This window comes from Staphylococcus sp. HMSC14D10, assembly GCF_001808125.1.
Lineage (GTDB): Bacteria > Bacillota > Bacilli > Staphylococcales > Staphylococcaceae > Staphylococcus > Staphylococcus haemolyticus.
Window position 1 is genome coordinate 70,488 of the sequence record NZ_KV792249.1, and the last position, 25,985, is coordinate 96,472.

A 25,985-nucleotide genomic window follows, 5' to 3' on the forward strand; every position below is an offset into this window, starting at 1 on the left:
AGGCAAGTGAATGCAACAATACACTGAACTGCACTTAAAAACAAAAATACCTAGAAAGTGCTCATCACACTCCCTAGGTTTACCTAAACATTCATTATTCATTTTCAAGCTTTTGTACATCAAATGTTAATTCATGATCATCATTTATATCAACTTTTACCACAGTACCTTCAGGCATGCTTTCTTTAATCATCATACGTGCTAATGGTGTTTCAATTTGACGTTGAACAAAACGTTTCAATGGTCTTGCACCAAATTGTGGTTCGTATGCTTCTTCTCCTAACCATTTTTTCGCGTCATCAGACACATCAATTGAAATACGTTGATCCATTAAGCGTATATTTAATTGAGTTAAGATTTTATCAACAATCATACTCATATCATTAATAGATAATGGTTTAAATAATACTATATCATCCATACGGTTTAAGATTTCTGGTTTAAAGAATGCATGTAAGCTATCCATTACAGCTTTTTCAGTGTCTTCAGTAATGTCACCAGTATCTTTAACATTCTCAAGTAATACTTGTGAACCGATGTTACTTGTCATAATAATGATAGTGTTTTTAAAGTCAACACTGCGTCCTTTAGAATCAGTTAAACGACCTTCATCTAATATTTGAAGTAAAACGTTGAATACATCACTATGTGCTTTTTCAACTTCATCTAATAAAATGACTGAATATGGATTACGTCTAACCGCTTCTGTTAATTGTCCGCCTTCATCATGACCTACATAACCTGGAGGGGCACCAATTAATCTAGAAACTGAATGTTTCTCCATATACTCACTCATGTCGATTCGAATCATGTGTTTCTCAGAATCAAACAATGATGCAGCTAATGATTTTGCTAATTCAGTTTTACCTACACCAGTTGGTCCTAAGAATAAGAAACTACCAATCGGTCTATTAGGATCTTTAATACCTGCACGTGCTCTTACAACAGCATCAGATACTAAGTCTACTGCTTTATCTTGACCCACAACACGTTCGTGTAAGATATCACTTAGGTTCAATAATTTTTCTCGTTCAGTTTCAACTAATTTTGATACTGGAATACCAGTCCATTGACTTACGATGTCTCCAATTTCTTCATCAGAAACAACTTCACGAATCATGCGTTCGCTGTCACCTTGTTCATCTTGATAGGCTTCTTCAAATTCTTTTAATTCTTTTTCTAATTGAGGTATTGTACCATATTGTAATTCTGCTGCTTTTTCTAGATTGCCCTCAGTTTGTGCATCTTCTAGAACTTGACGACTACGATCTAATTCAGCACGTTTTTCTTGTACTTTCGCAATTTTTTCTTTCTCTTGTTCAACACGAGATTGTAAGGAAGCTTGTTTTTCTTTTTCATTTGAAAGTTCTTCTTGTAATTCTTCTAAACGATGTTTACTTGCGTTGTCAAATTCATTTTTCAAAGCACTTTCTTCAATTTCTAATTGCATAACACGACGATTAACTTGGTCTAATTCAGTTGGATTTGAACCCATTTCTGTTCGAATTGTTGCACATGCTTGGTCAACTAAATCGATTGCTTTGTCAGGTAAGAATCTATCAGTAATATATCGATCTGATAATTCAGCTGCTGCAACTAAAGCACGGTCTTGAATACGTACACCATGATAAACTTCATAGCGTTCTTTTAATCCACGTAAAATTGAAATTGTATCTTCTACATCTGGTTCACTTACACTTACTTTTTGGAAACGACGTTCTAATGCAGAATCTTTCTCAATATATTCTCTATATTCATTTAAAGTAGTTGCACCAATACAATGCAATTCGCCACGTGCTAACATCGGTTTCAACATGTTACCAGCATCCATTGCACCATCTGTTTTACCTGCACCAACTAGCATATGAATTTCATCAATGAATAAAACAATGCGTCCATCTGACTCTTTTACTTCTTTAAGTACTGCTTTAAGTCGCTCTTCAAATTCACCTCTAAATTTTGCACCAGCAACCAATGCGCTTAAATCTAATTCAAAAATTGTTTTATCGAGTAATGATTCAGGCACATCTTTTCGTACAATTCGTTGCGCTAAACCTTCAACAATTGCAGTTTTACCTACACCAGGTTCCCCGATTAATACTGGATTATTTTTAGTTTTACGACTTAAGATTCGAATTGTGTTACGAATTTCTTCATCCCTGCCAATAACAGGGTCCATTTTACCTTGACGTACTTCTTCTACTAAGTCACGACCATATTTTTCTAAAGCTTCATAATTTACTTCTGGATTTTGTGAAGTCACATGATTTCCCCCTCTTACTTTAGTTATTATTTCTTTCACAACTTCTTCTTTATTTCCAACAAATTGTTTAGTAGTATCATCAATATCCATCGCAGCACGAAGGACGTGTTCCATTGAAATATATTCATCTTCATATTCTTTCATATATGATTCAGCTTTATTTAATAATTCATTTGCTTTAGATCCTATATATTGTCCATATTGAATATTATCTCCTTGTACAGAAGGATAATTTTTCAATTTATTTGTATACGCTTGATTTAATTCATCTGTATCTATATTTGCTCGTTCTAATATGCTTTTAAATAAACTATCAGTTTCTTCTAAAGTTCCCTTTAATATAGCTTCAATTTCAATATTTTGTAATTCATTTTCTTTACTCAATTCAACCGCTTTTTGTAATGCACCTTGAATTGCATATGTCATTTGATTAATATCCAAATTTATTCACCCCTATATATTTGATAAGAGTAAGGTCAATTAGTTCGTTTTGACTTTGACTTTCTTTGACCTTAATTACATTATAGACTCTCTTATATGATTACGCAACACTTATACTCAACTTTTAAAAATTTCTCAAACTGCCTATTCAAGCTAGTTTGAAGCGATTAGTGAGTCTCTTTTATTACTTGTTTTATCACACTTTTTTCTGTTATAAACATCAAATATACGTTAAAACTGCAAATAAAAAAACCAGTTCAATGATTTAAAATCACTAAACTGGTTTAGAATGAATTATTTGTTTTTTGGATTTTTCTTTATAGCTTTGATTATTTCATCGGATAAAGCTTTTACACCACTATTTTCAAGATGCACACCATCTGGTGCAAAATATTCAGAATGTCCTGCAGAACGTTGGTACCAATCCACTACAGTTACATTCTTATGCTTTTTAGCAGCATTAGCTAGTTGTTTATTAACATTATCTTGCCAATCTCGAGGAACACGTGTATTAACAAGGTAAATTTGTGCTTTACCAAACTTATTAATTAATTGATTTAATTCTTCCTCTGTAAAATCACCATTTGTACCTAGTTCTAAAACGATTTTATCTGATGGTTTATTATAATTTGAATAATTGCCTGCTATTGACAACGCTTCTTGTAGGTGACGACCAACTTTACCATCAATGGTTGCTTTAGGTACTTGAGATTTAAATTCTTCACCAATATCTACCATCACTGAGTCTCCAATAAGTAATGGACTAATATTAGTATAAACTTGTTTTTTACTTTTACTATTACTACTTGAGCCATCGATTTTTATATTTTCTCCAGGCATCATTCTTACTAAATATTTATCTTGATCACTCGTGTTGAATGAATTTGCTTTGTTTTCAATTTCATCTTTTCCAAAACGATCGAAGACACCTAAGAATAACAGTACTATTGGTATCACAGCAATAATTGACACTATTGTCCGAATAAATTTAGGTCGTTTTAAATAATTGAATGAAAATGCCTTTAAACCTTCACGTCTAAATGGTGTTTCAATATAACGATATGATAACTCAGCAAATAAAACTGTAAGTATGATATCAACAAAGTACACATAAATAGGAAGTTGTCCATCAACAAAATGAATGTGTATAAAACTTATGACAGGAAAATGCCATAAATATAAACTATAAGAGCGTTTACCTATATAAACAAATATACGATGACCTAAGACCTTTGCTAGGATACTAGAAGGATGTACGACACTAGCAATAATAAATAATGTCATACCTGAGATGAGATAAAATCCACCATTATAAATCCATGCACTAGTATCTTTCACTGTAAAGAATAAGAAGATAAGTGTTATTAGACCTAAGACACCTATACAATCAATAGAACGTTGCAATACTTTTGGTGGATTGGCTTTTAATTTAAACGGTGGCCATACAAATGCTAATATCACACCCAATAATAACGTTTGCAAGCGAGTATCTGTCCCAAAATAAACTCTTGAATACCCAACATTGGGTTGTGAAATAATGACCATCGCTAATAAAGACACTAGAGAAATAATCCATAATATCAAAGTAACATTGCGATATTTTTTAATCGTTAAGAGTAAAATGACCAACACAAATGGGAAGAACAAATAGAACTGTTCTTCTATTGCAAGTGACCACAGGTGTTTTAATGGCATAAATGAAAATTGTTCGAAGTAGTTAACATCCTTGGCAATATACCACCAATTCGACACATAGAATAATGCAGCGATAATATCATGTTTAACTCGAACGATTTGTTGTGGTTCAAATATTAATGTAGCAATCCCAACGACAATTAATAGCGCAACAACTGCTGGAAGTAACCTTTTAACTCGTCGAATCCAGAATTGTTTAAGGCTAATAATACCTCGCTCCTCGTATTCCTTTAAAAGTAAACTTGTGATTAAATATCCAGAAATAACGAAGAAGGTATCTACACCTATGAAACCACCTGTAAGCCATTTCCTGTTTAAATGGTAAATGATAATACCTAAGACAGCAATTGCTCTTAGTCCATCTAAACCAGGCATGTAACGCATTTTAGTCTTACGTTGTTTCCCTTTTTCAAAATCTTGTTTCATTGTTCACATTCTTTCCCTATTAAATAATAAATTTTAATAAATTCATTAATTACTAAAGCACTGAAAATCAGGATAAAACGAAAGCCGATGATCAACAACATGAAAAAATATGATTTAAGTTAATATACTTTTATATTTTAATGTATATGATTGAATCGAGTTTTATACTTAGATGTCTGAGCTTGAACTATAATAATATTTTATAAAATTTGACGCATTTATTATTATTTTTCATAAATGCAAGTACAATTTAAATTATTTTATATTGTAATTCTTATGTATTGTAGTATAACGCTTAAACAAATTCAATTTATATTACAATTATGTCATTTATTAACTTAACTTTGTCACTAAAAGCATTGAAAATGAACATTTAAATTGTTTCTATTATAAATAAAAAAACAATAGTACATCCTAATCGTGTACTATTGTTCAAAAGCGATTAATTAGCCAACGCCTAATGCAATTTTAGCGTATCTTGACATCATATCTTTGTTCCAAGGTGGATTCCAAACAATATTAACTTCTGTGTCTTGTATTTCTGGAATCTCAGCTAATACTGTTTTAATTTGTTCGATAATTTGTGGCCCAAGTGGGCAACCCATTGATGTTAAAGTCATTTCAACTGTACACAAACCATCATCATCAACATTCACTTTATATACTAAACCTAAATTAACGATATCAATACCTAATTCAGGGTCAATAACCATTTCAAGTGCACCTAGGATACTGTCTTTTAATGCCTCTTCCATTAGTATCACCTCTCATTATTTATCTTTACACTAATATATCAAATATCCGACAAAACGCCAATAAAATGCTATGATACAACTAAGCGAATAAAGACGTTATAATAACATTATAAAGTTGATTTATGTATCAATTTTAAAAACATTTAATATGAAATGTTAATGTATTTTATTCTATAGATATGTAGCTTAAGGAGAAATATATGAAACCTTATTTAATTTGTTTAGACTTAGATGGGACATTATTAAATGATAATAAAGAAATTAGCGACTATACTAAGCAAGTACTTACAACATTAAAAAAGCAAGGTCATCGCATTATGATTGCGACTGGAAGACCATACCGTGCAAGCCAAATTTATTATCATGAATTAAACATGGATACACCTATTGTAAACTTCAATGGGGCTTATGTTCATCATCCTAAATCAGATGATTTTAAAACGACACACGAGGTACTAGATGTGGACCTCGCTAGAAACATGATCGAAACACTTCAAAAAGCAAAAGTTACAAATATTATTGCTGAGGTTCGCGATCACGTGTTTATTAATAATCATGATCCTAGATTATTTGAGGGTTTTTCAATGGGTAATCCTAAAATTGAAACAGGTAATTTATTAGAAGAATTAGATGAAGCACCAACGTCGTTATTAGTAGAAGCAGAAGAGATTTACATACCTAGAATCAAGCAAATGTTGACGCGTTTCTATGCAGAGAATATTGAGCACAGACGTTGGGGAGCGCCTTTCCCAGTAATCGAAATCGTTAAACGCGGGATTAGTAAAGCGCGTGGGATTGATCAAGTCAAAGACTATTTAGGAATTGAACCTTCACATATTATAGCCTTCGGAGACGAGGATAATGATATTGAAATGATTAAATATGCTAAATATGGTATTGCAATGGACAATGGTCTAGATGAATTAAAACATATTGCAAACCATATTACTTATTCAAATAATGATGATGGTATCGGCCGTTATTTAAATGATTTCTTTAAATTAAATTTACCTTATAAAGGTTAAACAACAATTCTTAAAGTGAGACAAATGTATACTTTTATAATGTCTCACTTTTTTAATATAATTTTTCTGGAGGAATGTATGATGCGTAAAATAATTGTAGTCGGTGCTGTCGCCGGTGGTGCTACCTGTGCTAGCCAAATACGACGTTTAGATAAAGACAGTGAAATTACTATTTTTGAAAAAGACCGCGACATGAGTTTCGCAAATTGTGGATTACCCTACTTTATAGGTAACATTGTTAATGAACGTAAAGATGTTTTACCGATTACGCCAGACGTGTTTAAAGAAAAGAAAAATATTACAGTTAAAACGTATCATGAAGTAATTGCTATTAATGACAAAGATCAAACAGTGACGGTAGTAAATCGTCAAACGAATGAAAAATTTGAAGCGAGTTATGACGAATTAATATTGAGTCCTGGTGCAGGTGCTAATTCTTTAGGCTTTGATAGTGATTACATATTCACTTTACGCAATATGGAGGATACTGATGCCATCGATCGATTTATAGATCAACATCAGGCTAAGAAAGCATTAGTAGTAGGAGCAGGTTATATTTCATTAGAAGTCTTGGAGAATTTATATGCTAGAGGATTAGATGTTACTCTAATTCACCGCTCTGATAAAATTAACAAGTTGATGGACCAAGATATGAATCAAGTTATCTTTGACGAGCTAGATTCGCGACACATATCTTATCGATTAAATGAGGAAATTGTAAGTGTTAATGATCATATGGTTACTTTTAAATCAGGCATTCAAGAAGACTACGATATAATTATTGAAGGCGTTGGTACACATCCAAATTCGAAATTTATCGAGTCATCTAACGTAGAATTAGATGATAAAGGCTTCGTTAAAGTTAACGATAAGTTTGAAACAAACATCCCAAATATTTATGCTTTGGGTGATGTGATTACCTCTTCGTACCGTCATGTAAATCTACCCGCACAAGTTCCATTAGCTTGGGGAGCACATCGTGGCGCAAGCGTCATTGCAGAACAACTAGCTGGTAATAAAAATATCATTTTCAAAGGGTTTTTAGGTACCAATATCGTTAAATTTTTCGATTATACATTAGCAAGCGTCGGCATCAAAGTCGAAGAATTAACGCATTTTGATTATCAAATGGTTGAATTAAATTCTGGCACTCATGCTGGTTATTACCCTGGAAATACTAATGTCCACTTACGCGTTTACTTTGACACAAATAATCGTCGTCTTTTACGTGCTGCCGCAGTAGGTAAAACAGGTGTTGATAAGCGTATTGACGTATTATCAATGGCAATGATGAGCGAATTAACCATTGATGAATTAACTGAATTTGAAGTGGCATACGCACCACCTTACAGTCATCCAAAAGATTTAGTTAATATGATTGGTTACAAAGCTAGAGATTTATAAAAAATAGCCCTTAAATGATTACTGCAAATTCAATCATTTAAGGGCTATCCCTATATCATTAATAATTTAAATTTTAACTAATTCCAAAAAGGCTACTAATTGGACCCCATGGTAGGATAATACCTAACGCCATAGTAATAATTATTAAAATAATTGTTGCCCAGAATAAACCATGACTTGCTTCGTGTTTCTTGCGTTTGGCAATAGATACTTCCATTAGTACAACTACCGCTATACCACAAAGCATCTTCAGTGTTAACAACATATGGTTGCCCCCACCACCATGGCTAGCAGCCATGAATTCTTGAATTAACAACCAGAACCCTGAGAATAAAGTGAGTAACATAAAGACTCTTAATGCCATTTGTAAAGGTTTAAACATAGGTGTAGGACCTTGTGATTTTGAAATATGTAAAAATGCAATTACATATAAAATAATTGTCAACGCCCAACTTGCAATATGCATATGTAACAAGACCGAATTCCCCCAATACTATTTATTACCTTTTTACTTACCTATCATATCACATAAACACTTGAACGTATTGTTAAACGCTATATGAGATGGATGTGAAACTAAAATAATGGTTTTGTAGAATTTCCATGTGAAATTCTCTCTGCTGGGGCCCCTGAATTAAAACGCTTGTAACAAGTGCGTTTTTATTTCTGACAACTTCTGGCAATCTATAATTAGAGCCCGGGACATTGATTTATGTCCCAGGCTCACCTGCATTAACTGATTACAATTAAGAAATACTTATAATAAAAGATGTCTCAATTCAATCATTTATTATGAACTAATTATGATAGACAATCCTTATAACATTTTTGAACTATTAATTATTATTTAGCAATATAAGTAGTTAATGTACCAATATTATCAATAGTAACTTTGACTTCATCACCTGGTTGTAAGAATTGAGGCGGTTGTAAACCTGCACCTACACCAGCTGGTGTGCCAGTAGCAATGATATCTCCTGGATGTAATGCTACATATTTAGAAATTTCTTCAATTAAATCATCAATTTTATTAATCATTTGACTTGTATTACCATCTTGGCGAATATCATTATTAACTTTGGTTACGATATTAACATTTTCAGGTGTTGGTAACTCATCCTTAGTTACAATATAAGGTCCCATTGGGCAACCACCTGTCAAACTTTTAGATAGAAATGCCTGATCTTGTTCATTTTGCGCCTTACGATCAGTAATATCATTAATAATTGTATATCCGTAGATGTAGTCTAATGCTAATGCTTTCGGAATTTTTTCTCCAGATTTACCGATTACGATACCTAATTCACCTTCGTAATCTAATTGATCAGTGATATCTTTATGATTTGGAATTGTTGATTCATCACCAGTTAATGATGATGCTGCTTTAGTAAATACGTATAATCGTTGTACCTCATGATTTAATTCACTTGCGTGATCTTGGTAATTACGACCAAATGCAATAACATTATTTGGTGGTGTAACTGGTGGTAAGAATTCAATGTCATTAAAAGCGATTTTGAATTCATCTGCTTTACCACTATCTTCAGCCGCTACAACTGCTTTACGTACTTGTTCTTGGAAATCTAATGTTTGGTTTTGTTGTAATCCCTCTAATAATGTTTGAGGGTGGAAGTCACCTTCTCCAAATTCCGCAAATACCTTTTTAAGATCCCAAACTGCGTCTTCACGCTTAACTTTTACGCCGTAAGATTCAGCGTCTTTATAATTGAATGATAGAAATTTCATTCAGTATCAACTCCTCATCTATATCTTAATACATATTATAACTTTAATCTTTGCTAAACCACAAATATATATGTCTGAAATTTTAGAAATTTAATACACACTTCATTCATTGGATTAAAAACCTATTAAACATCTTCTTCAATACTCATTTGACCAAATTGGAAGAAATAAAGGTAACCGTATACTTTAGAATTTAAAATCGTTTCTAATGTATTTTTATAATATTTCATTTGAATTTTGTACTTATCATGAAGTTGTATACCTACCTCTTCATCTGTCATACCTCTACGCTTATTAAATGCATCTGTTTTATAATCTACAAAGTAATATTGACCGTCCTTTAAAAATATTAAATCAATCATACCTTGAATAATTGACACATCTTCATCTAATTCAGGCATTTCGTCTACACGCGCTTGATTTACGACAAATGGTAACTCTCTATAAACTTTGTCAGCTTTTGTAATAGTCATATACAAGTCACTTCTAATAAAATTCATAACTGCTTCAAATTGAATATCTTTTTTTGCATCTTCTTCAATAATATGCTTTTCAATTAATTCATTAATATAGTCATTCAATTCTGTTTCAGTCATAAGAGTTTCTTTAAATGGTAGATGTTGCATAACTGTATGCATTAAAGTACCAATTTCATTTGCTTTACGTTTTTTATTTTCACGTAAAAACTTAGGTCTCTCATAAGTTGATACACCTATACGGTATTGTCTTACCCTTTCGTAACTTGTACCACTTTCTTCTGTTTCTAATTGACGCTTTAATTCTGAAACAGACTGTTTAGATGGTTTCTCCGTATTTTTTAAAAAAGGATATTTAAATGATAATTGATCATTAATTTGTTGCTTTAATGTATCATCATGCGAGCCTTCTACTTCTAAATCTGAAACATCGCGACTTTCTTGTTCTGATTCACTGTTCTCAATCGAAAGTTCTTCAAATTGTGCAATTTTAATATCTACAGTAGGACGCAGACTCTCATCTAAATTATCAATGGATTTCTCAAACTGATACTTTGGTAATAAAGATGTAGATTGGTATTTAGCCAAAATACTATATATTAAATCAAAAGGTCGATCTGCTGATAACCGTTTATGCAATTCAATTTGATTACCTGAAATTGGCAATCGCTCAAGTTTTTCTAATGTTTCTTCCTTATCAATAGTACCAATAAGAATGAGTTGCTCTTTCGCTCGTGTTAAAGCTACATACATTAATCGCATTTCTTCAGAAACAAGTTCTTTTTCAGTAATTGATTTAATGACAACTGACGATAATGACGGATAAGTTACATTTCGCTCTAAATCAAAATAATCAATACCTAGACCATATTTTTGATTTAAGATGAGTGGTTTACGTAAGTCGCCTTTATTAAAATTCTTTGAAAGTCCCGAATAAATAACATATGGGAACTCTAGACCTTTACTACTGTGAACTGTCATCATACGTACCACATTATCATTAGGACCTATAACATTCTCTTCACCAAAGTCTTTGTTGCGTTCTATTAGTTCGTCAATAAATCTAATAAATTGATACAGCCCTCTAAAACTTGAATTTTCAAATTCTACTGCTTTATTAAACAATCCATATAGATTTGCGCGTCTACCTTTACCACCAATAAGACCACTAAAATATTGAATAACGTAATGATCATTATAGAACTTATCAATTAATTGATACACAGGATGAGATTGACTATATTCTTGATACATGTTTATATCATCCATAAAATGTTCTAATTTCTCAACTAACGTTGAGTTCGCTTCTTGATCTTTCATATAATGCAATATGGATTGATAGAAATAATCATCGTTCATACTTTGAACTCGAATGGTTGCTAATTCATCTTCCGTAAATTGGTATATAACCGATCTCATCAATCCTACTAAATATATATCTTGTAAAGGATTATCAACGGTTCTTAAAAATGATAAGACGAGACGTACTTCAGTTTGTTCAAAGTACCCTTCCTTACTATTTACATGGAACGGAATATTATAGTCTTTAAATACTTGTTGTAAATTGCGCGCATTTTTCAACCCTCTTTCAAGTATGACGATATCTTTGAAAGTAGCTTGTCTATAAGTTTCTGACTTCATATCATAAACTTGTTTATGTTCAATAATATATTTAACTTGCTCAGCAATATAGCGAGCTTCTTGTTCTGACTTTTCTAAATCATTATCGCTACTTTTATCTTGAATTAATGCATGTAGTTCGAGAGGCATAGATTTATCAGAATATTTAGTAGCACCAAAATAAAGTCTCGCATCAGCATCGTACTCAATTTCACCTACTTCTTCATCCATCATATGGTCAAATAAGTAATTTGTTGTGGCGAGTATTTCATTACGTGAACGGAAATTCTTAGATAAATCGATACGTAACCCTGATTGATTGCCATCTTTTGTGAAACGATGATATTTATCCATAAATAGCGTTGGATCAGCTTGTCTAAATTTATAGATAGATTGTTTAACGTCCCCTACCATGAATAAATTTCCACTAGATTCGTCACCACGTTTAATTTTAGATATGATTGCTTCTTGTACTTGGTTAGTATCTTGGTATTCATCTACTAAAATCTCTTCAAATTGTGATCGATATTCTTTCGCAATTGACGAAGCATTGCCCTCTTGGTCAGTTAATATTTGTAGAGCGAAGTGTTCATAATCAGAAAAATCCAGTACATTGCGACTACGTTTTTTTTCAGCAAAGTCATTAATAATATTCTTAACGATTTGTACAAGGTATTGAATTCTAGGAGCCAAACGTTTCATATCTACTTTTAAATCTTCATAAGAACGCATTAGATACTTATTTTTTACTTCAGATAATAGTTTTTTATAATCATCATAAAAATCTTTAGCGTTTGTTAAAAACTGAGAACTTATACCTTCATCTTCATTCGTATCTTTTAATTTTTTAGTTATTGTAGGCAATTTTTCAGAGGTATAATTGATGATTTCTTCAAAATTTATCACATTACCCTCAATCATTTTTTCGCATTTATATTTTTCTAGTTTGATAACATCTAAATGCTTTTCCGCTTCTATACAATTCAGAAAGTTATTTTCCGCTTCTAACAAAGTATGATATGCAGCTTTGATATAAATTTTCGATAATCTTTCTAATTCGTCTAGATATAATTTATGTTTATTATCGTCCGTGTAAATTTCAACTAAAGAATCCAACCACTCGAACGGTGAAGGATTGGCTATACTGAAATTATAGAAACGTTTTAACAAATCTCTAAAATTATCATCATTGCGATCACTTGATAATTGTTCTACTAAAGTAAGAAATTCAATATCCGGTGTATCATAATGTTTTTCTAAAACTTCATCAATAGACTGTTCAAGTAACAGCACATTCTCTACATCACTAATTGTGCGGAAATTAGGATCCAAATCAATGACATCATAATGCTGTTGAATAATCTTTAAACAGAAGCTATGTAATGTCGAAATTTGTGCTTGATGAATTTTAATGCGTTGATTCTTTAAATGTTCATTTCTAGGATCTTCTATTGACGCTTGTTGAATGCGCTGATCAACACGATGCTTCATTTCTCTCGCACTTAAATTAGTAAATGTAACAACGAGTAACTTATCAACATCTATTTCATCTCTAATAATTTTTTGAATAATTCTTTCTACTAATACAGCAGTTTTACCAGACCCTGCTGCTGCTGCTACTAATACATCTTGACCATTAGCGTATATACTCTTCCACTGTGCATCTGTCCATTGAGCATCTTTAGGTTTGATGGGGATGTTATTCATTATGATCACCGCTTTCTAACTCGACATCTTGTATTGCTTTGATAGGATCTATAGTTTCATCTACATGGCGATAATGTTTACTATCAATAATAGTATCCACATGGCACACTGATTTAAAATTACAAAATTGGCATGGTAATTGGTCATCGAATTTAAGTGGTGCAACTTCGGTATGACCTTCCATAATATTTGTAGCAGTCTTTATAAAGTTATCTTTATTATGTTTGATAAATTTATGAATTGTTGTTTCATCAGCAACACTGCTCCCCCTACTTCCAATACTTCCATCTTTCTTCAGGCTAACTGGAACAATGTCGGATTTACCAATTTCTTCTAAACGAATATCCAATGCGTCTACTACATCCATATCGCTATTAACTAAGCCACGTAATTTATATTCTTTTAAAAATGCTTGTTCAAGTTTGTCCTGTGTTAAAGCATCATCTTCCAATTCTCCCCAATCTTTAAAACTGAGACGTTCATCATGTACATGGAAATACAATAGGCCACCTGGTTTAATTTCGTTAGATAATCCCAGACGTTGGGCATTTTGCAAAGCAATATCCATATAAGTCATCATTTGCATTTGTTTACCATAATAAACCTTCTTTAAATCTAATTTCGCACTGGGATTAGATGACTTATAATCAATAATATTAATGTAGCTCTTATCATCTTTAGTGTAAGCATCTATACGATCAATTTGTCCTCGTATATTAACTGGAATGCCTTGTTTTGTAATTAATGGTTGTGCAATAAGTTCTTCACTGTTGTTCGGTGTCTTTCTAAACCCTGCTTCGAAACGTTGTGGTTTGAACTTTGTATTTTTATTTTGATAGCGTAATGCTTTCAAAGTACTTTCGACAATGACACCAATTCGTTTTGACACATACCGATAGTATGCATTTGAATCCATGAGATTAAATTGGACTTGAGGTAAAACATTCTCTAAAGCTTCAACAGTTAAAGCATGTATCTTCTTATTATCAAGATTTTTAAAGTCTCCATCTACCTTATCCGAAATATACTTCAATGCTGTATGGAAAATATTTCCTAAATCAAAATTTTCAAGCTTATATTTCGTACGCTCATTTAACCTTAAACCATGATTCGCATAATGTTTAAACGGACAATCATTATACCCTTCAAATCTAGATACACTTGCGTTAATTGTTGAACCATATAAAGATGCAGCCAATGGTTCATCTAATTTCACTGTTTCGTTGTCATATGTCAACGCAGTTAATAGGTACTCTAAACCGTTATTCAATTTGTCATTATCACGCATGACTTGATAAGCATCAACCCATACATCAGCGACCATCTCTGCCTCTAGCCAAGCTTTTAAAGATTCGAATAAGACGACTTTAGTTTGATGTGGATGCTCCATTAACGATAAAGGTTGTGCATTATGTTGATAATGAATATTCATTACTTCTAACCCATTGAACAACCCTTGTATTTGGTCTATAAATGGACTTTTTTCTTTATCCTCACCTTGTGCACCCATTAAACTATATGAAAATGTAACTTGTTCACTGCCTCGTGTCATTGCAATATAACAAACAAACGCTTCATCCATTTGTAAGATATCTGATGTAGGACTTAATTCAACTTGTGCTTGTTGTTCAAACACTTTCTTTTCTTCATCTGTTATTAGACTAGAAGAAGAAACCGGTTGCGGCATAGCACCATCGTTCATTCCAACCATATAAATATGTTTTTTATTGTCTACTTTCGCTAAGTCCATTGTCCCTATACTCACTTGATCGAGGGTTTGAGGAATCATTACAAATTCTAATTGTTCTAAACCAATATCAAATACCTCTAAAAAGCGTTTAAGAGTCATTTCTTCATTATCAAATACAGTGACTAAATCATCTAAAATTTGAATAAGTCCATTCCAAATTTGATCTATTTCTTCAGCTTCTTCATGACGACCATCGACGTCCAATTGGTCACGGTGAGTCATTAAATATTTAGGTAAATCAAATGCCTCCATTGTCTCATAGAAAGCTGTCGCAAAACCTCTCACATTTTCTGCTTCGTTCATTGCTTTTTCAAAAGTTAATATTTTATCAATAATATCATTTTTTAAATGAACTACTTGCTCGAAATCTTCTCGCTCTTCAGTAGTTAATTTATGTTCTTTACGTCCCATTTTCGTAAAGTTATCAATACTAAACAGTTTTTCATCAAGCCAACGTTTGCCATAAACACCACGTTCAACGACAAAGTTCTCTAATAAATCAATTAAATATGCACTATCCTTAAAGTGATTAGTTAGAATATTGGTTTTAATTAAACGCATCATAGGACTAATATTCCAGTTTGTTTGAATAACTTCCAAAAGTGAGCGTACCATTTCCATGATCGGATGATGTGTCATTGATCTTTTAGTGTCAATATTAAATGGAATATCGTACTGTGGAAGAACAGAGTCAAATAAATATGCATAAGCTTCATCACGATACAAGATAGCAATGTCTTGATATCTATATTGCTTATCACGTGTATCTTTAATAATTTGGCGAGCTACTTCATTAACTTCTTCACGTATACTTGAGGATTCTAAAATATTAATACTGCCATCGTAAGCGATAGGATTAATTTGCAATGCGTCAAATTGTTGTTCCAGTTGTATTAAATCTTTATTGTTAAAACGATATTGTTGTTTAAAGAATTGTTGTTGTAATTCTATGTTTAAATCTTTAGCAATTTCCTTTAAATGTGTTAATACCTCTGAGGGTTTTCTGAATAAACTAAATGGATCTTCATTACCATCAGTTGTTAAAAGAACAGTAACTTTTTTGGCGCTTTGAACGAGTGCTTTAATAATTTGATATTCCAATGTAGAGAAGTTGTGGAATCCATCTATGTATACCTCTGCTCTTTTAATCCATTCTGATTGACTTAAAATATCAATAAAATGATTTAAACTATCCTCTGAAGTAATAAATTCGCCATTTATGCGTTCCTCAAAATACTGATAAATAAGCGATATATCTTCTAATTTATGTCTAGTTCTCGTCTTCAAGTCATTATCTTGCAAAAATGTATGTAAATGTTCTGGCGTAACAGAATATTTCTTAAAATCTTGAATTTGTTCACTTAACTTCTCACTAAAACCATAATAATTTACTTGTGATTGATATAGTTTTAATTCCGATTTATGTTGTTGAACTAAATCATAAATCATCATCTCGGTAGCCGCTTGCGTTAGTCGTTCTTCAGTTAATCCTCCAACCTCTTGAAAAACTCTATAACTTAAGCGTTCAAAGTGAAGCACTTCAGTTCTTAGACTTCCATTCAATTCTTTATCATTAACAAATGCTTGTTCTAATTGAAAAGTACTCTGTGTTGGTGCTATTAAAACAATTGGATCGCCTAGAGGATCCTCTTTCATTTGTTGCTTAATATTATCAATCATATGATGAGATTTGCCTGTCCCTGCTCTGCCAATGTATGCGTTCAACTCCATTATGCCCACACTCCTTTGAACTTATTTTAACACAGAACATACGTTCTTAAAAATGTTTTGTTAGGTCGAAATATTGAACAAAAAAAGACTGGCGGAACCTCTATGAACATTCCATTACCAGTCTTGCTATGTTAAAAATTAATTCATTAATACTAATTTTCCTTATTTTTCATTATCTGGATTAAAATTAAACTTAAATTCACTGAATGGCCAAAATCTAAATGATACTTTACCAACAATTTGATCTCTATCAATTAAACCAAACGCCCTACTATCCTTACTGACTTCTCTGTTATCACCTAAAACTAAGTATTTACCTTTTGGTATGATATTTGATTTAGGATTTGCATTTAGTAAATCTTTAGTTTCAAATGAACCCGTAATATATTCACCTTGTTTACGTTTTTCATTGTAATCAAGATAAGGTTCATTTATCTTTTTACCATTAACATATAGTTTATCATTTTTATAAATAACGTTATCGCCAGGTACACCAATGACACGTTTAACATAATCGTCTTGTTGATTCGCATGAAATACGATTACATTACCTTTTTTTATGTCTCCAACTTTATATCCTAGAATGTTAACCATGACGTGTTCGCCATCTTTTAGTGTTGGATCCATTGAATCGCCTTTTATAGTATATGATTTAGCTACGAAGTTAACCATTACCCATACAAGTAATAAACCTACCGCTATGGCAACAATCCATTCAACTATTTCTTTCTTCAATTTTAACACCTCCTCTACTTATTAAACTGACTAGGTAAATTCTTTAAACGGATAATACTTTAAACTAACATCTCCTACGATATCGTCCTTATCTATTAATCCATATGTTCTTGAATCACTTTGTTTATCACCATTATCATTTAAAATAAAATATGAATTTGGCAGAATAATATCACCATCAGAATCATGTAAATCTCTTATTGCAAAATTATTAATATCTCTATTTTTAGCATAAAATTTATTAACTTGTCTATCATCTCTATACAATTTACCGTTTCTAACTTCAATTGATTCACCTGGCTTGCCGACCAATCTACCAAAGTGTAATTGATTATTATGTCGATACATGATAATATCTCCATCCTTCAACATGTTAAAGGTAACTTTAATTTTATTAATAATGACACGGTCACCTTTATTCAAAGTTGGTGACATATCATCAGTTTGAACTACAGCACTTTTAACTAAGAACATTTGTATAAACATGACAAACAGACAAGCAAATAGGAATGCTACAATCCAACTTGTCACTCTACGCACTTTGTCACTCCTTGTCTGAACCCATGAAATAGCCCTCGACTTTCTTACCAACAAACCATAACGCTATAGTAACTATTAATACCATTATTGCTCTAACAGGATGTGTGAAAAATGAGGTTACACTTTTTCCCATAATCGCCAAAAATGTAATAGAAATTAACTTAGATATAAGTAAAATTATAAAATAATATTTGCCTCTAATATGAGAGAAACTTGCCACAAAATTAACTAGTGTATTAGGTGTAAACGGAAAACACATTAATATAAATATTGGTACTAAGCCCTGTCTATCAATAAAATGAATAAGGCGTTCAATTGATCGTCTTGATTTAATCCGCTTCATAAAGTTAGCATTAACAAATTTTCTACAGAAAAAGAACACTGTATAAGTACCTGCTACAACACCTAACCAACTAATAATCGTACCTGCTATAAAGCCATACGCATGAACACATAAAATAACATACAATGTTAAAGGAAGTACTGGCACAATGGCTCTAAAAAATAAAATAATAAATCCAGCCAGATAACCAAAACCTTGTAATAAATCAAACCATTGTTCAATTTGATGAAACATAGTTACATCAAATCCTTCCTATTGGATTAACAGTTATTATTTCATAGAAATATTGTACACTGTTTCATTTATAAATCTACCTATATAATAATAAATCAGTCACAGGTAGTAGTTAGAACTCATTCCTTAGCTTTAATATAAAGATATATATTAGAAAAGTCGATACGGAATTTAATCCATATCGACTTTGTAAGACATATTTAATTGACGCTATTGAATGACTAGAGAATTATAAACGCTCTTCTAATTCTTTCTTCTTATCTTCAAATCCAGGTTTACCTAATAATGCAAACATGTTTTGTTTGTATGCTTCTACTCCAGGTTGGTTAAATGGATTAACACCTAATTGATATCCACTCATTGCACACGCTAATTCAAAGAAGTATACAACATAACCAAATGTTTCTTCGTCTAAGCGTGGAATATTCACAACAACATTAGGAACGCCACCATCAGTGTGAGCTAATAGTGTACCTTCAAATGCTTTAGTATTAACTTCATCAATTGTTTTACCTGCTAAGTAATTTAATCCATCTAAATCATCACTATCTTCTTCAATTGTAATATCGTGTTTAGGGTTGTTTACTTTTACAACTGTTTCAAATAAGAAACGACGTCCTTCTTGGACATATTGACCTAATGAATGTAAGTCAGTTGTATAGTTTGCACTAGATGGATATATACCTTTAAAGTCTTTACCTTCAGACTCACCATATAATTGTTTCCACCACTCATTGAAATATTGCATTGACGGTTCATAATTAATCAACATTTCAGTAGTGTATCCTTTGCTATATAAAATATTACGGATTGTCGCATATTGATAAGCAATATTTTCATCTAATTTATCTGATGATAATTCTTTACGCGCTTTGTTTGCACCAATCATAATTGATTCAATATTTATGCCAGCTGTTGCAATCGGTAATAGACCCACAGCAGTTAATACAGAATAACGACCACCAACATCATCTGGTACTACAAACGTTTCATAACCTTCATTATCTGCTAATTGTTTTAATGCACCTTTTGCTTTATCTGTAGTAGCAAAGATACGTTTTTTAGCTTCTGCTTTACCATACTTATCTTCAACTAATTGTTTAAATAATCTAAATGCTACTGCTGGTTCTGTAGTTGTACCAGATTTAGAAATAACATTTACTGAAAAATCTTTATCTGATAAGTAGTCTACTAATTCTTTAGTGTACGTTGATGATAAATGATTACCCACGAATACAATTTCAGGGTATTCATTTGAATTGCGGAATGATGAAGTTAACATTTCAATAGCAGCACGCGCACCTAAATATGAACCTCCGATACCAATTACTACTAATACATCTGAATTAGATTTTATACGTTTTGATGCTTCCACAATTCTTGAAAATTCTTTCTTATCATAGTCTTCCGGAAGATTCACCCAACCTAAGAAATCACTACCTGCACCAGTACCTTCGTGAATCGTTTTATGAATTGTTTTAACGATATCTTGTTGTTGATCAATTTCATGTTGACCAAAGAATTCCAATGCTTTTCCATAATCTAATTGAATATGAGTCATTTTATAAAAGCCTCCTGTATGTCCTTGTTGATTTAATTTTACTAACTTTAAGCCTTCTATTCAATTGACATGACTGACTATTCGAATATTTTCAAATTAATTCAACAATTTTAAGACATTTTTTAATAATTTTAAAATGAATAATTTCTAAATAAAATAATACTTATATTTCCATATCAATATGTAACATATCCTTTTATACAATTGATATGTTGATGATAAGAGTATTTTCAAATTTTTGTATATTTATGTAAAAAAATGGTTTTATTTTCATTTAATATCTGTTAGTATAAATTTATATCAATTTTCAGAAAAATTATGAGGTGAATTTTAATGAAAGAGAAAATCGTATTAGCATATTCAGGTGGATTAGATACAAGTGTAGCCGTTAAATGGCTTATAGATAAAGGCTATGATGTCGTAGCTGTATGTTTAGATGTTGGTGAAGGTAAAGATTTAGATGTTGTATATTCTAAAGCACTAGATATGGGTGCAGTTGAGTGTCATATTATTGATGCTACTAAAGAATTTAGTGATGACTTTGTAAGTTATGCAATCAAAGGTAACTTAATGTATGAAAATAGTTATCCACTCGTATCAGCTTTATCTCGTCCACTTATCGCTAAGAAATTAGTTGAGATTGCTGAACAAACTAATTCTGTCGGTATCGCGCATGGTTGTACTGGTAAAGGTAATGACCAAGTTCGTTTCGAAGTTGCTATTAAAGCATTAAACCCTAACCTAAAAGCATTTGCGCCAGTAAGAGAATGGGGTTGGAGTCGTGAAGAAGAAATTGATTATGCCATTAAACACAATATCCCTGTTGGCATCAATCACGATTCTCCTTATTCAATTGATCAAAACTTATGGGGTAGAGCAAATGAGTGTGGTATTTTAGAAGATCCGTATGCTGCCCCTCCAAAAGACGCTTATGATTTAACAGCAGAGTTAGAAGATACACCAGATACACCTGATGAAATTATCCTTTCATTTAAAAACGGTGTTCCAGTTCAATTAAATCATCAAGATTATGACTTAGATCAATTAATATTAACTTTAAATGAATTAGCTGGAAAACACGGAATTGGACGTATCGACCATGTAGAAAATCGTCTTGTTGGTATTAAATCTCGTGAAATATATGAAACTCCAGGTGCAGAAGTAATATTAAAAGCACATAAAGCACTTGAAACATTAACGTTAACTAAAGATGTAGCTCATTTTAAACCAGTGATTGAAAAACAATTTGCTGAACAAACTTATAATGGTTTATGGTTCTCACCATTAACTGATAGCTTAAAATTATTCATTGATAGCACGCAACAATATGTTGAAGGTGATGTTAGAATTAAATTATTTAAAGGTAATGCCATTGTTAATGGAAGAAAATCTCTATACACGCTATATGATGAAAAATTAGCAACATACACTAAAGAAGATGCATTTAATCAATCGGCAGCGGTAGGTTTCATCGATATTTATGGTTTACCTACTCAAGTAAATGCATATCTTCATGGAGGTTATAGTAATGAGTAGTAAAGCATGGGGTGGCCGTTTTCAACAACAGCCGGAAGATTGGGTAGATGAATTTAATGCTTCCATAGATTTCGACCAAACATTGTTGGATGAAGATGTCCAAGGTAGTATTGCACATGCTACCATGTTAGCTAATCAAAATATCATTTCACAAGATGATAAAGACGCAATCATTAATGGCTTAAAAGAGATTCAACAAGACTTTCATAATGGGAAGCTTGCGTTTAAAAAATCGCTTGAAGATATTCATTTAAACATTGAACATGAACTCATTCAACGTGTCGGTGACGCTGGAGGTAAGTTGCATACAGGTCGTAGTAGAAATGACCAAGTGGCTACTGACTTGCATCTATACGTAAAAAAAGAAGTACTTGAAATTCAAGACCTTATTCGATCATTCCAAACATCCATTCTTAAACTAGCTCAATCACATGTGGATACAATCATGCCAGGATATACACACTTACAACGTGCTCAACCGATTTCTTTTGCACACCATGTTATGACATATTTCTGGATGCTAGAAAGAGACTATTCACGTTTCGTTGATAGTATGAAACGTATTGATATTTCACCATTAGGTGCAGCTGCATTAAGTGGTACAACACACCCTATCGATAGACACGAAACGCAACAATTATTAGAATTTAGTTCAGTTTATGAGAATAGTTTAGATGCAGTGAGTGATCGTGATTACATTATTGAAACTTTGCATAATATTTCATTAACTATGATTCATTTATCACGTTTTGCTGAAGAAATTATCTTTTGGTCTACGGATGAAGCGAAATTCATTACCCTATCTGATGCTTTCTCTACAGGTTCATCTATTATGCCTCAGAAGAAGAATCCAGATATGGCAGAACTTATTCGTGGTAAAGTAGGACGTGCTACAGGACATTTAATGAGCATGCTTGTAACATTAAAAGGGTTACCACTTGCATATAATAAAGACTTACAAGAAGATAAAGAAGGTTTATTTGACTCAGTACGTACTATAAAAGGTTCACTACGAATTTTTGAAGGTATGTTAGATACAATGACCGTTAATACAGACCGTTTAAACGAAACTGTGCATCAAGACTTTTCAAATGCAACGGAATTAGCTGATTATTTAGTAGCTAAAGATGTACCATTTAGAAAGGCGCACGAAATTGTTGGTAAAATTGTCTTTGAGTGCATTCAACAAGGTATCTATTTATTAGATGTACCTCTCGAACGTTACAAAGAATTAAATTCAAATATAGATCAAGATGTTTATGATTATCTTAAACCGGAAAACTGTCTTAGCCGAAGAAAAAGTTATGGTTCAACAGGCCAAGACGCAGTACGTCATCAACTGAAAGTTGCTGAAAAATTATTAAATAACGATTAATTTTAGAGGTTGGGTATGGGCCAACGAATTCTGAATGAATTCTATCCATTCCCAACCTTTTTGTTAAATATATTGAGTGAACATTAATTATATAATAGTTATTTAAAGCTTCTGCAAATTCACTTTCTTACACAAAATATCACTGATAGATTTTAATTATACATTTAACTATGAAAGGATGAGTTTGTTGAAAGCAAGTAATAAAGGTATCATTTCATGTTTAACAGTAGCCAGTTTGAGTCTAGCGATTATACATACGCCCGTTGAAGCAAGTGGGGGTGAATCATCAAACACTACAACTACGAACCTAACTAATGCATCTAAAACTCAAAACAATCATACTAATTGGTCAAGAAATTTAACAGGAGAGCGCCATACTACTATTGCACATCGTGGTGCTAGTGGCTATGCACCAGAGCATACTTTTGCAGCGTACGATAAAAGTTATAATGAATTAGGTGCCTCATATATTGAAATAGATTTACAACGCACTAAAGATGGTCATTTAGTTGCAATGCATGACGAAACAGTTGATCGTACAACAAACGGCTCAGGACGTGTCGAGGATTATACATTAGCTGAATTAAAGAAATTAGATGCAGGTTCATCATTTAATGAACAAAATCCTCAATTAGCCAAAGATAGTTATAAAGGTGCTACAGTTCCAACATTAGATGAAATTTTGACACGTTATGGTACAGATGCCAATTATTATATTGAAACAAAGCAGCCTGATGTTTATCCTGGCATGGAACAACAACTGCTAGACACACTAAACCGACATAACATGCTTACTTCAAATTCTCTAGAAAATGGACATGTCCTGGTACAATCATTTTCAGAAGCTAGCTTATTAAAAATGCATCAATTAAATTCAAATGTGCCATTAATACGCCTATTGGATAAAGGTGAATTAGCTCAACAAAGTGAAGCAGATTTACAACGTATTCGTTCTTATGCAATTGGTGTCGGTCCTGAATATAGCGATTTAAATGCACAAAATACAGCTCATTTAAAAGACTTAGGTTTTCTCGTACATCCATTTACGGTGAATGAAACTGCCGATATGCAGCGCTTGAACCAATACGGTGTTGATGGTGTCTTTACAAACTATGCTGATCAATATAAAGCAATAAGTTCACAAAAGTAAGTAAAAGTTTTAATACAGTCCGCTACTGCGAATTTGCAAAATAGCATCATTATATAATGTAAGTCTCAGGCTCTTGAATCAAAACAAAAACGCTATAACTTGTTTCATTCCCATAACAAGCTATAGCGTTTATTTATGTTTATATATCGGTTTATGCCCAACCACGGTAGCGAGCTGCTTCTGCAGTACGTTTAATACCTACAATATAAGCTGCTAGTCTCATGTCAATTTTTCTATTTTGTGCTAATTCGTAGATTGTATCAAACGCATCTACTAATTTTTCACGTAATTTATCGTTAACTTCCTCTTCAGACCAATAATAACCTTGGTTATTTTGCACCCATTCGAAGTATGAAACTGTTACACCACCAGCACTTGCTAGTACGTCTGGTACCAATAAGATACCACGTTCAGTTAAAATTCGTGTAGCTTCAGGTGTAGTAGGTCCGTTAGCCGCTTCAACAATAATATCGGCTTTAATATCATTCGCATTATCTTCAGTGATTTGGTTAGAAATCGCAGCTGGTACTAGAATGTCACAATCTAACTCGAACAATTCTTTGTTAGAAATTGTGTTATCGAATAAGTTTGTAACTGTACCGAAACTATCACGACGATCTAATAAATAATTGATATCTAAACCTTCTGGATCATGTAATGCACCATAAGCATCAGAAATTCCTACGACTTTTGCACCCATGTCATATAAGAATTTAGCTAGGAAACTACCTGCATTACCAAATCCTTGGATAACTACGCGAGAACCTTTGATTTCCTTACCACGACGTTTAGCTGCTTGTTCAATAGCAATCACTACGCCCAATGCAGTTGAACGATCGCGTCCTTGTGAACCACCTAATACGATAGGTTTACCTGTGATAAACCCAGGTGAGTTGAATTTATCTAAAGCACTATATTCATCCATCATCCAAGCCATAATTTGAGAGTTAGTAAATACGTCTGGTGCTGGAATATCTTTTGTAGGACCAACGAATTGAGAAATTGCACGTACATATCCACGAGATAAACGTTCAACTTCATGAATACTCATTTGACGTGGGTCACATACGATACCACCTTTACCACCACCGTATGGTAAATTAACAATACCGCATTTTAAAGTCATCCACATAGATAATGCTTTAACTTCTTCTTCATCTACTTCAGGATGGAAACGAACCCCACCTTTAGTTGGACCAACAGCATCGTTATGTTGAGCACGATAACCTGTAAATGTTTTAACAGTACCATCATCCATGCGTACTGGGATACGAACTTGTAAAAATCTTAATGGTTCTTTGATTAAATCATACATACCATCGTCAAATCCCAATTTGTGTAAAGCTTCTTTAATGATACTTTGTGTAGAAGTCACTAAATTATTATTCTCAGTCATGATCACTTTCGCCTCTTTTTAACAAATGATTTCGCTTTCATACATATTGTAACACATGTCTTTGCTTTTTAAAGGG

Annotated in this window: 17 protein-coding genes; 5 read left to right on the plus strand and 12 right to left on the minus strand. The window is 32.4% G+C overall.

The window, feature by feature from the left end; all coding sequences use genetic code 11:
* Window positions 1-94: 94 nt before the first annotated feature.
* The 3 genes from clpB to HMPREF3134_RS05465 form a co-directional block, all read right to left on the minus strand.
* Window positions 95-2,704, minus strand: coding sequence for an ATP-dependent chaperone ClpB (clpB, locus tag HMPREF3134_RS05455; protein WP_070441386.1), 2,610 nt, complete (start codon window positions 2,702-2,704; stop codon window positions 95-97).
* 294 nt (window positions 2,705-2,998) lie between these two features.
* A complete protein-coding gene (locus HMPREF3134_RS05460; protein WP_070441389.1) occupies window positions 2,999-4,825 on the minus strand; it encodes an acyltransferase family protein in 1,827 nt (608 codons plus the stop codon).
* 446 nt (window positions 4,826-5,271) lie between these two features.
* A complete protein-coding gene (locus HMPREF3134_RS05465; RefSeq protein ID WP_011276244.1) occupies window positions 5,272-5,580 on the minus strand; it encodes a metal-sulfur cluster assembly factor in 309 nt (102 codons plus the stop codon).
* A 200-nt stretch (window positions 5,581-5,780) separates the two neighbouring features.
* Between HMPREF3134_RS05465 and HMPREF3134_RS05470 the strand changes: the two genes are divergently transcribed.
* Window positions 5,781-6,605 (plus strand): Cof-type HAD-IIB family hydrolase, encoded by an 825-nt coding sequence (locus HMPREF3134_RS05470; protein WP_070441391.1) that lies wholly within the window; start codon window positions 5,781-5,783, stop codon window positions 6,603-6,605.
* Window positions 6,606-6,686: 81 nt separating this feature from the next.
* Window positions 6,687-8,009, plus strand: a complete 1,323-nt coding sequence (locus HMPREF3134_RS05475; RefSeq protein ID WP_070441394.1) for a CoA-disulfide reductase — start codon at window positions 6,687-6,689, stop codon at window positions 8,007-8,009.
* A 73-nt stretch (window positions 8,010-8,082) separates the two neighbouring features.
* Here the strand turns inward: HMPREF3134_RS05475 and HMPREF3134_RS05480 are convergent, their stop codons facing one another.
* The 8 genes from HMPREF3134_RS05480 to HMPREF3134_RS05515 form a co-directional block, all read right to left on the minus strand.
* Window positions 8,083-8,484, minus strand: a complete 402-nt coding sequence (locus HMPREF3134_RS05480; protein WP_070441397.1) for a YisL family protein — start codon at window positions 8,482-8,484, stop codon at window positions 8,083-8,085.
* A gap of 368 nt (window positions 8,485-8,852) precedes the next feature.
* Entirely contained in the window at window positions 8,853-9,755 is a 903-nt protein-coding gene (locus HMPREF3134_RS05485) for a fumarylacetoacetate hydrolase family protein (RefSeq protein ID WP_070441400.1), read from the minus strand.
* 125 nt (window positions 9,756-9,880) lie between these two features.
* Entirely contained in the window at window positions 9,881-13,558 is a 3,678-nt protein-coding gene (gene addA, locus HMPREF3134_RS05490; RefSeq protein WP_070441403.1) for a helicase-exonuclease AddAB subunit AddA, read from the minus strand.
* A complete protein-coding gene (gene addB / locus HMPREF3134_RS05495; protein ID WP_070441406.1) occupies window positions 13,551-17,039 on the minus strand; it encodes a helicase-exonuclease AddAB subunit AddB in 3,489 nt (1,162 codons plus the stop codon). Before addB ends, addA begins: the two co-directional genes overlap by 8 nt.
* A gap of 162 nt (window positions 17,040-17,201) precedes the next feature.
* Window positions 17,202-17,774 (minus strand): signal peptidase I, encoded by a 573-nt coding sequence (gene lepB, locus HMPREF3134_RS05500; RefSeq protein WP_011276252.1) that lies wholly within the window; start codon window positions 17,772-17,774, stop codon window positions 17,202-17,204.
* 30 nt (window positions 17,775-17,804) lie between these two features.
* Window positions 17,805-18,314, minus strand: a complete 510-nt coding sequence (gene lepB, locus HMPREF3134_RS05505; RefSeq protein WP_070441409.1) for a signal peptidase I — start codon at window positions 18,312-18,314, stop codon at window positions 17,805-17,807.
* Between the two features lie 4 nt (window positions 18,315-18,318).
* On the minus strand, window positions 18,319-18,891 hold the full coding sequence (locus HMPREF3134_RS05510; protein WP_016931167.1) for a TVP38/TMEM64 family protein: 573 nt from the start codon (window positions 18,889-18,891) through the stop codon (window positions 18,319-18,321).
* A 229-nt stretch (window positions 18,892-19,120) separates the two neighbouring features.
* Window positions 19,121-20,452, minus strand: a complete 1,332-nt coding sequence (locus tag HMPREF3134_RS05515; protein ID WP_011276255.1) for a glucose-6-phosphate isomerase — start codon at window positions 20,450-20,452, stop codon at window positions 19,121-19,123.
* Window positions 20,453-20,785: 333 nt separating this feature from the next.
* On the opposite strand from HMPREF3134_RS05515, the gene HMPREF3134_RS05520 reads away from it, so the two are divergent.
* The 3 genes from HMPREF3134_RS05520 (at window position 20,786) to HMPREF3134_RS05530 (ending at window position 24,513) form a co-directional block, all read left to right on the plus strand.
* Entirely contained in the window at window positions 20,786-21,988 is a 1,203-nt protein-coding gene (locus tag HMPREF3134_RS05520) for an argininosuccinate synthase (protein ID WP_033079774.1), read from the plus strand.
* Complete coding sequence (gene argH / locus HMPREF3134_RS05525; RefSeq protein ID WP_011276257.1) at window positions 21,981-23,363, plus strand: argininosuccinate lyase; 1,383 nt, start codon at window positions 21,981-21,983, stop codon at window positions 23,361-23,363. The genes HMPREF3134_RS05520 and argH overlap by 8 nt, the downstream gene beginning before the upstream one ends.
* 187 nt (window positions 23,364-23,550) lie before the next feature.
* Entirely contained in the window at window positions 23,551-24,513 is a 963-nt protein-coding gene (locus HMPREF3134_RS05530; RefSeq protein ID WP_011276258.1) for a glycerophosphodiester phosphodiesterase, read from the plus strand.
* 151 nt (window positions 24,514-24,664) lie between these two features.
* On the opposite strand, the gene HMPREF3134_RS05535 is transcribed toward HMPREF3134_RS05530, so the two are convergent.
* The gene (locus HMPREF3134_RS05535) at window positions 24,665-25,909 is read right to left on the minus strand and encodes a Glu/Leu/Phe/Val family dehydrogenase (RefSeq protein ID WP_037570617.1); all 1,245 of its coding nucleotides are present in this window, start codon (window positions 25,907-25,909) and stop codon (window positions 24,665-24,667) included.
* Between the last annotated feature and the right edge of the window lie 76 nt (window positions 25,910-25,985).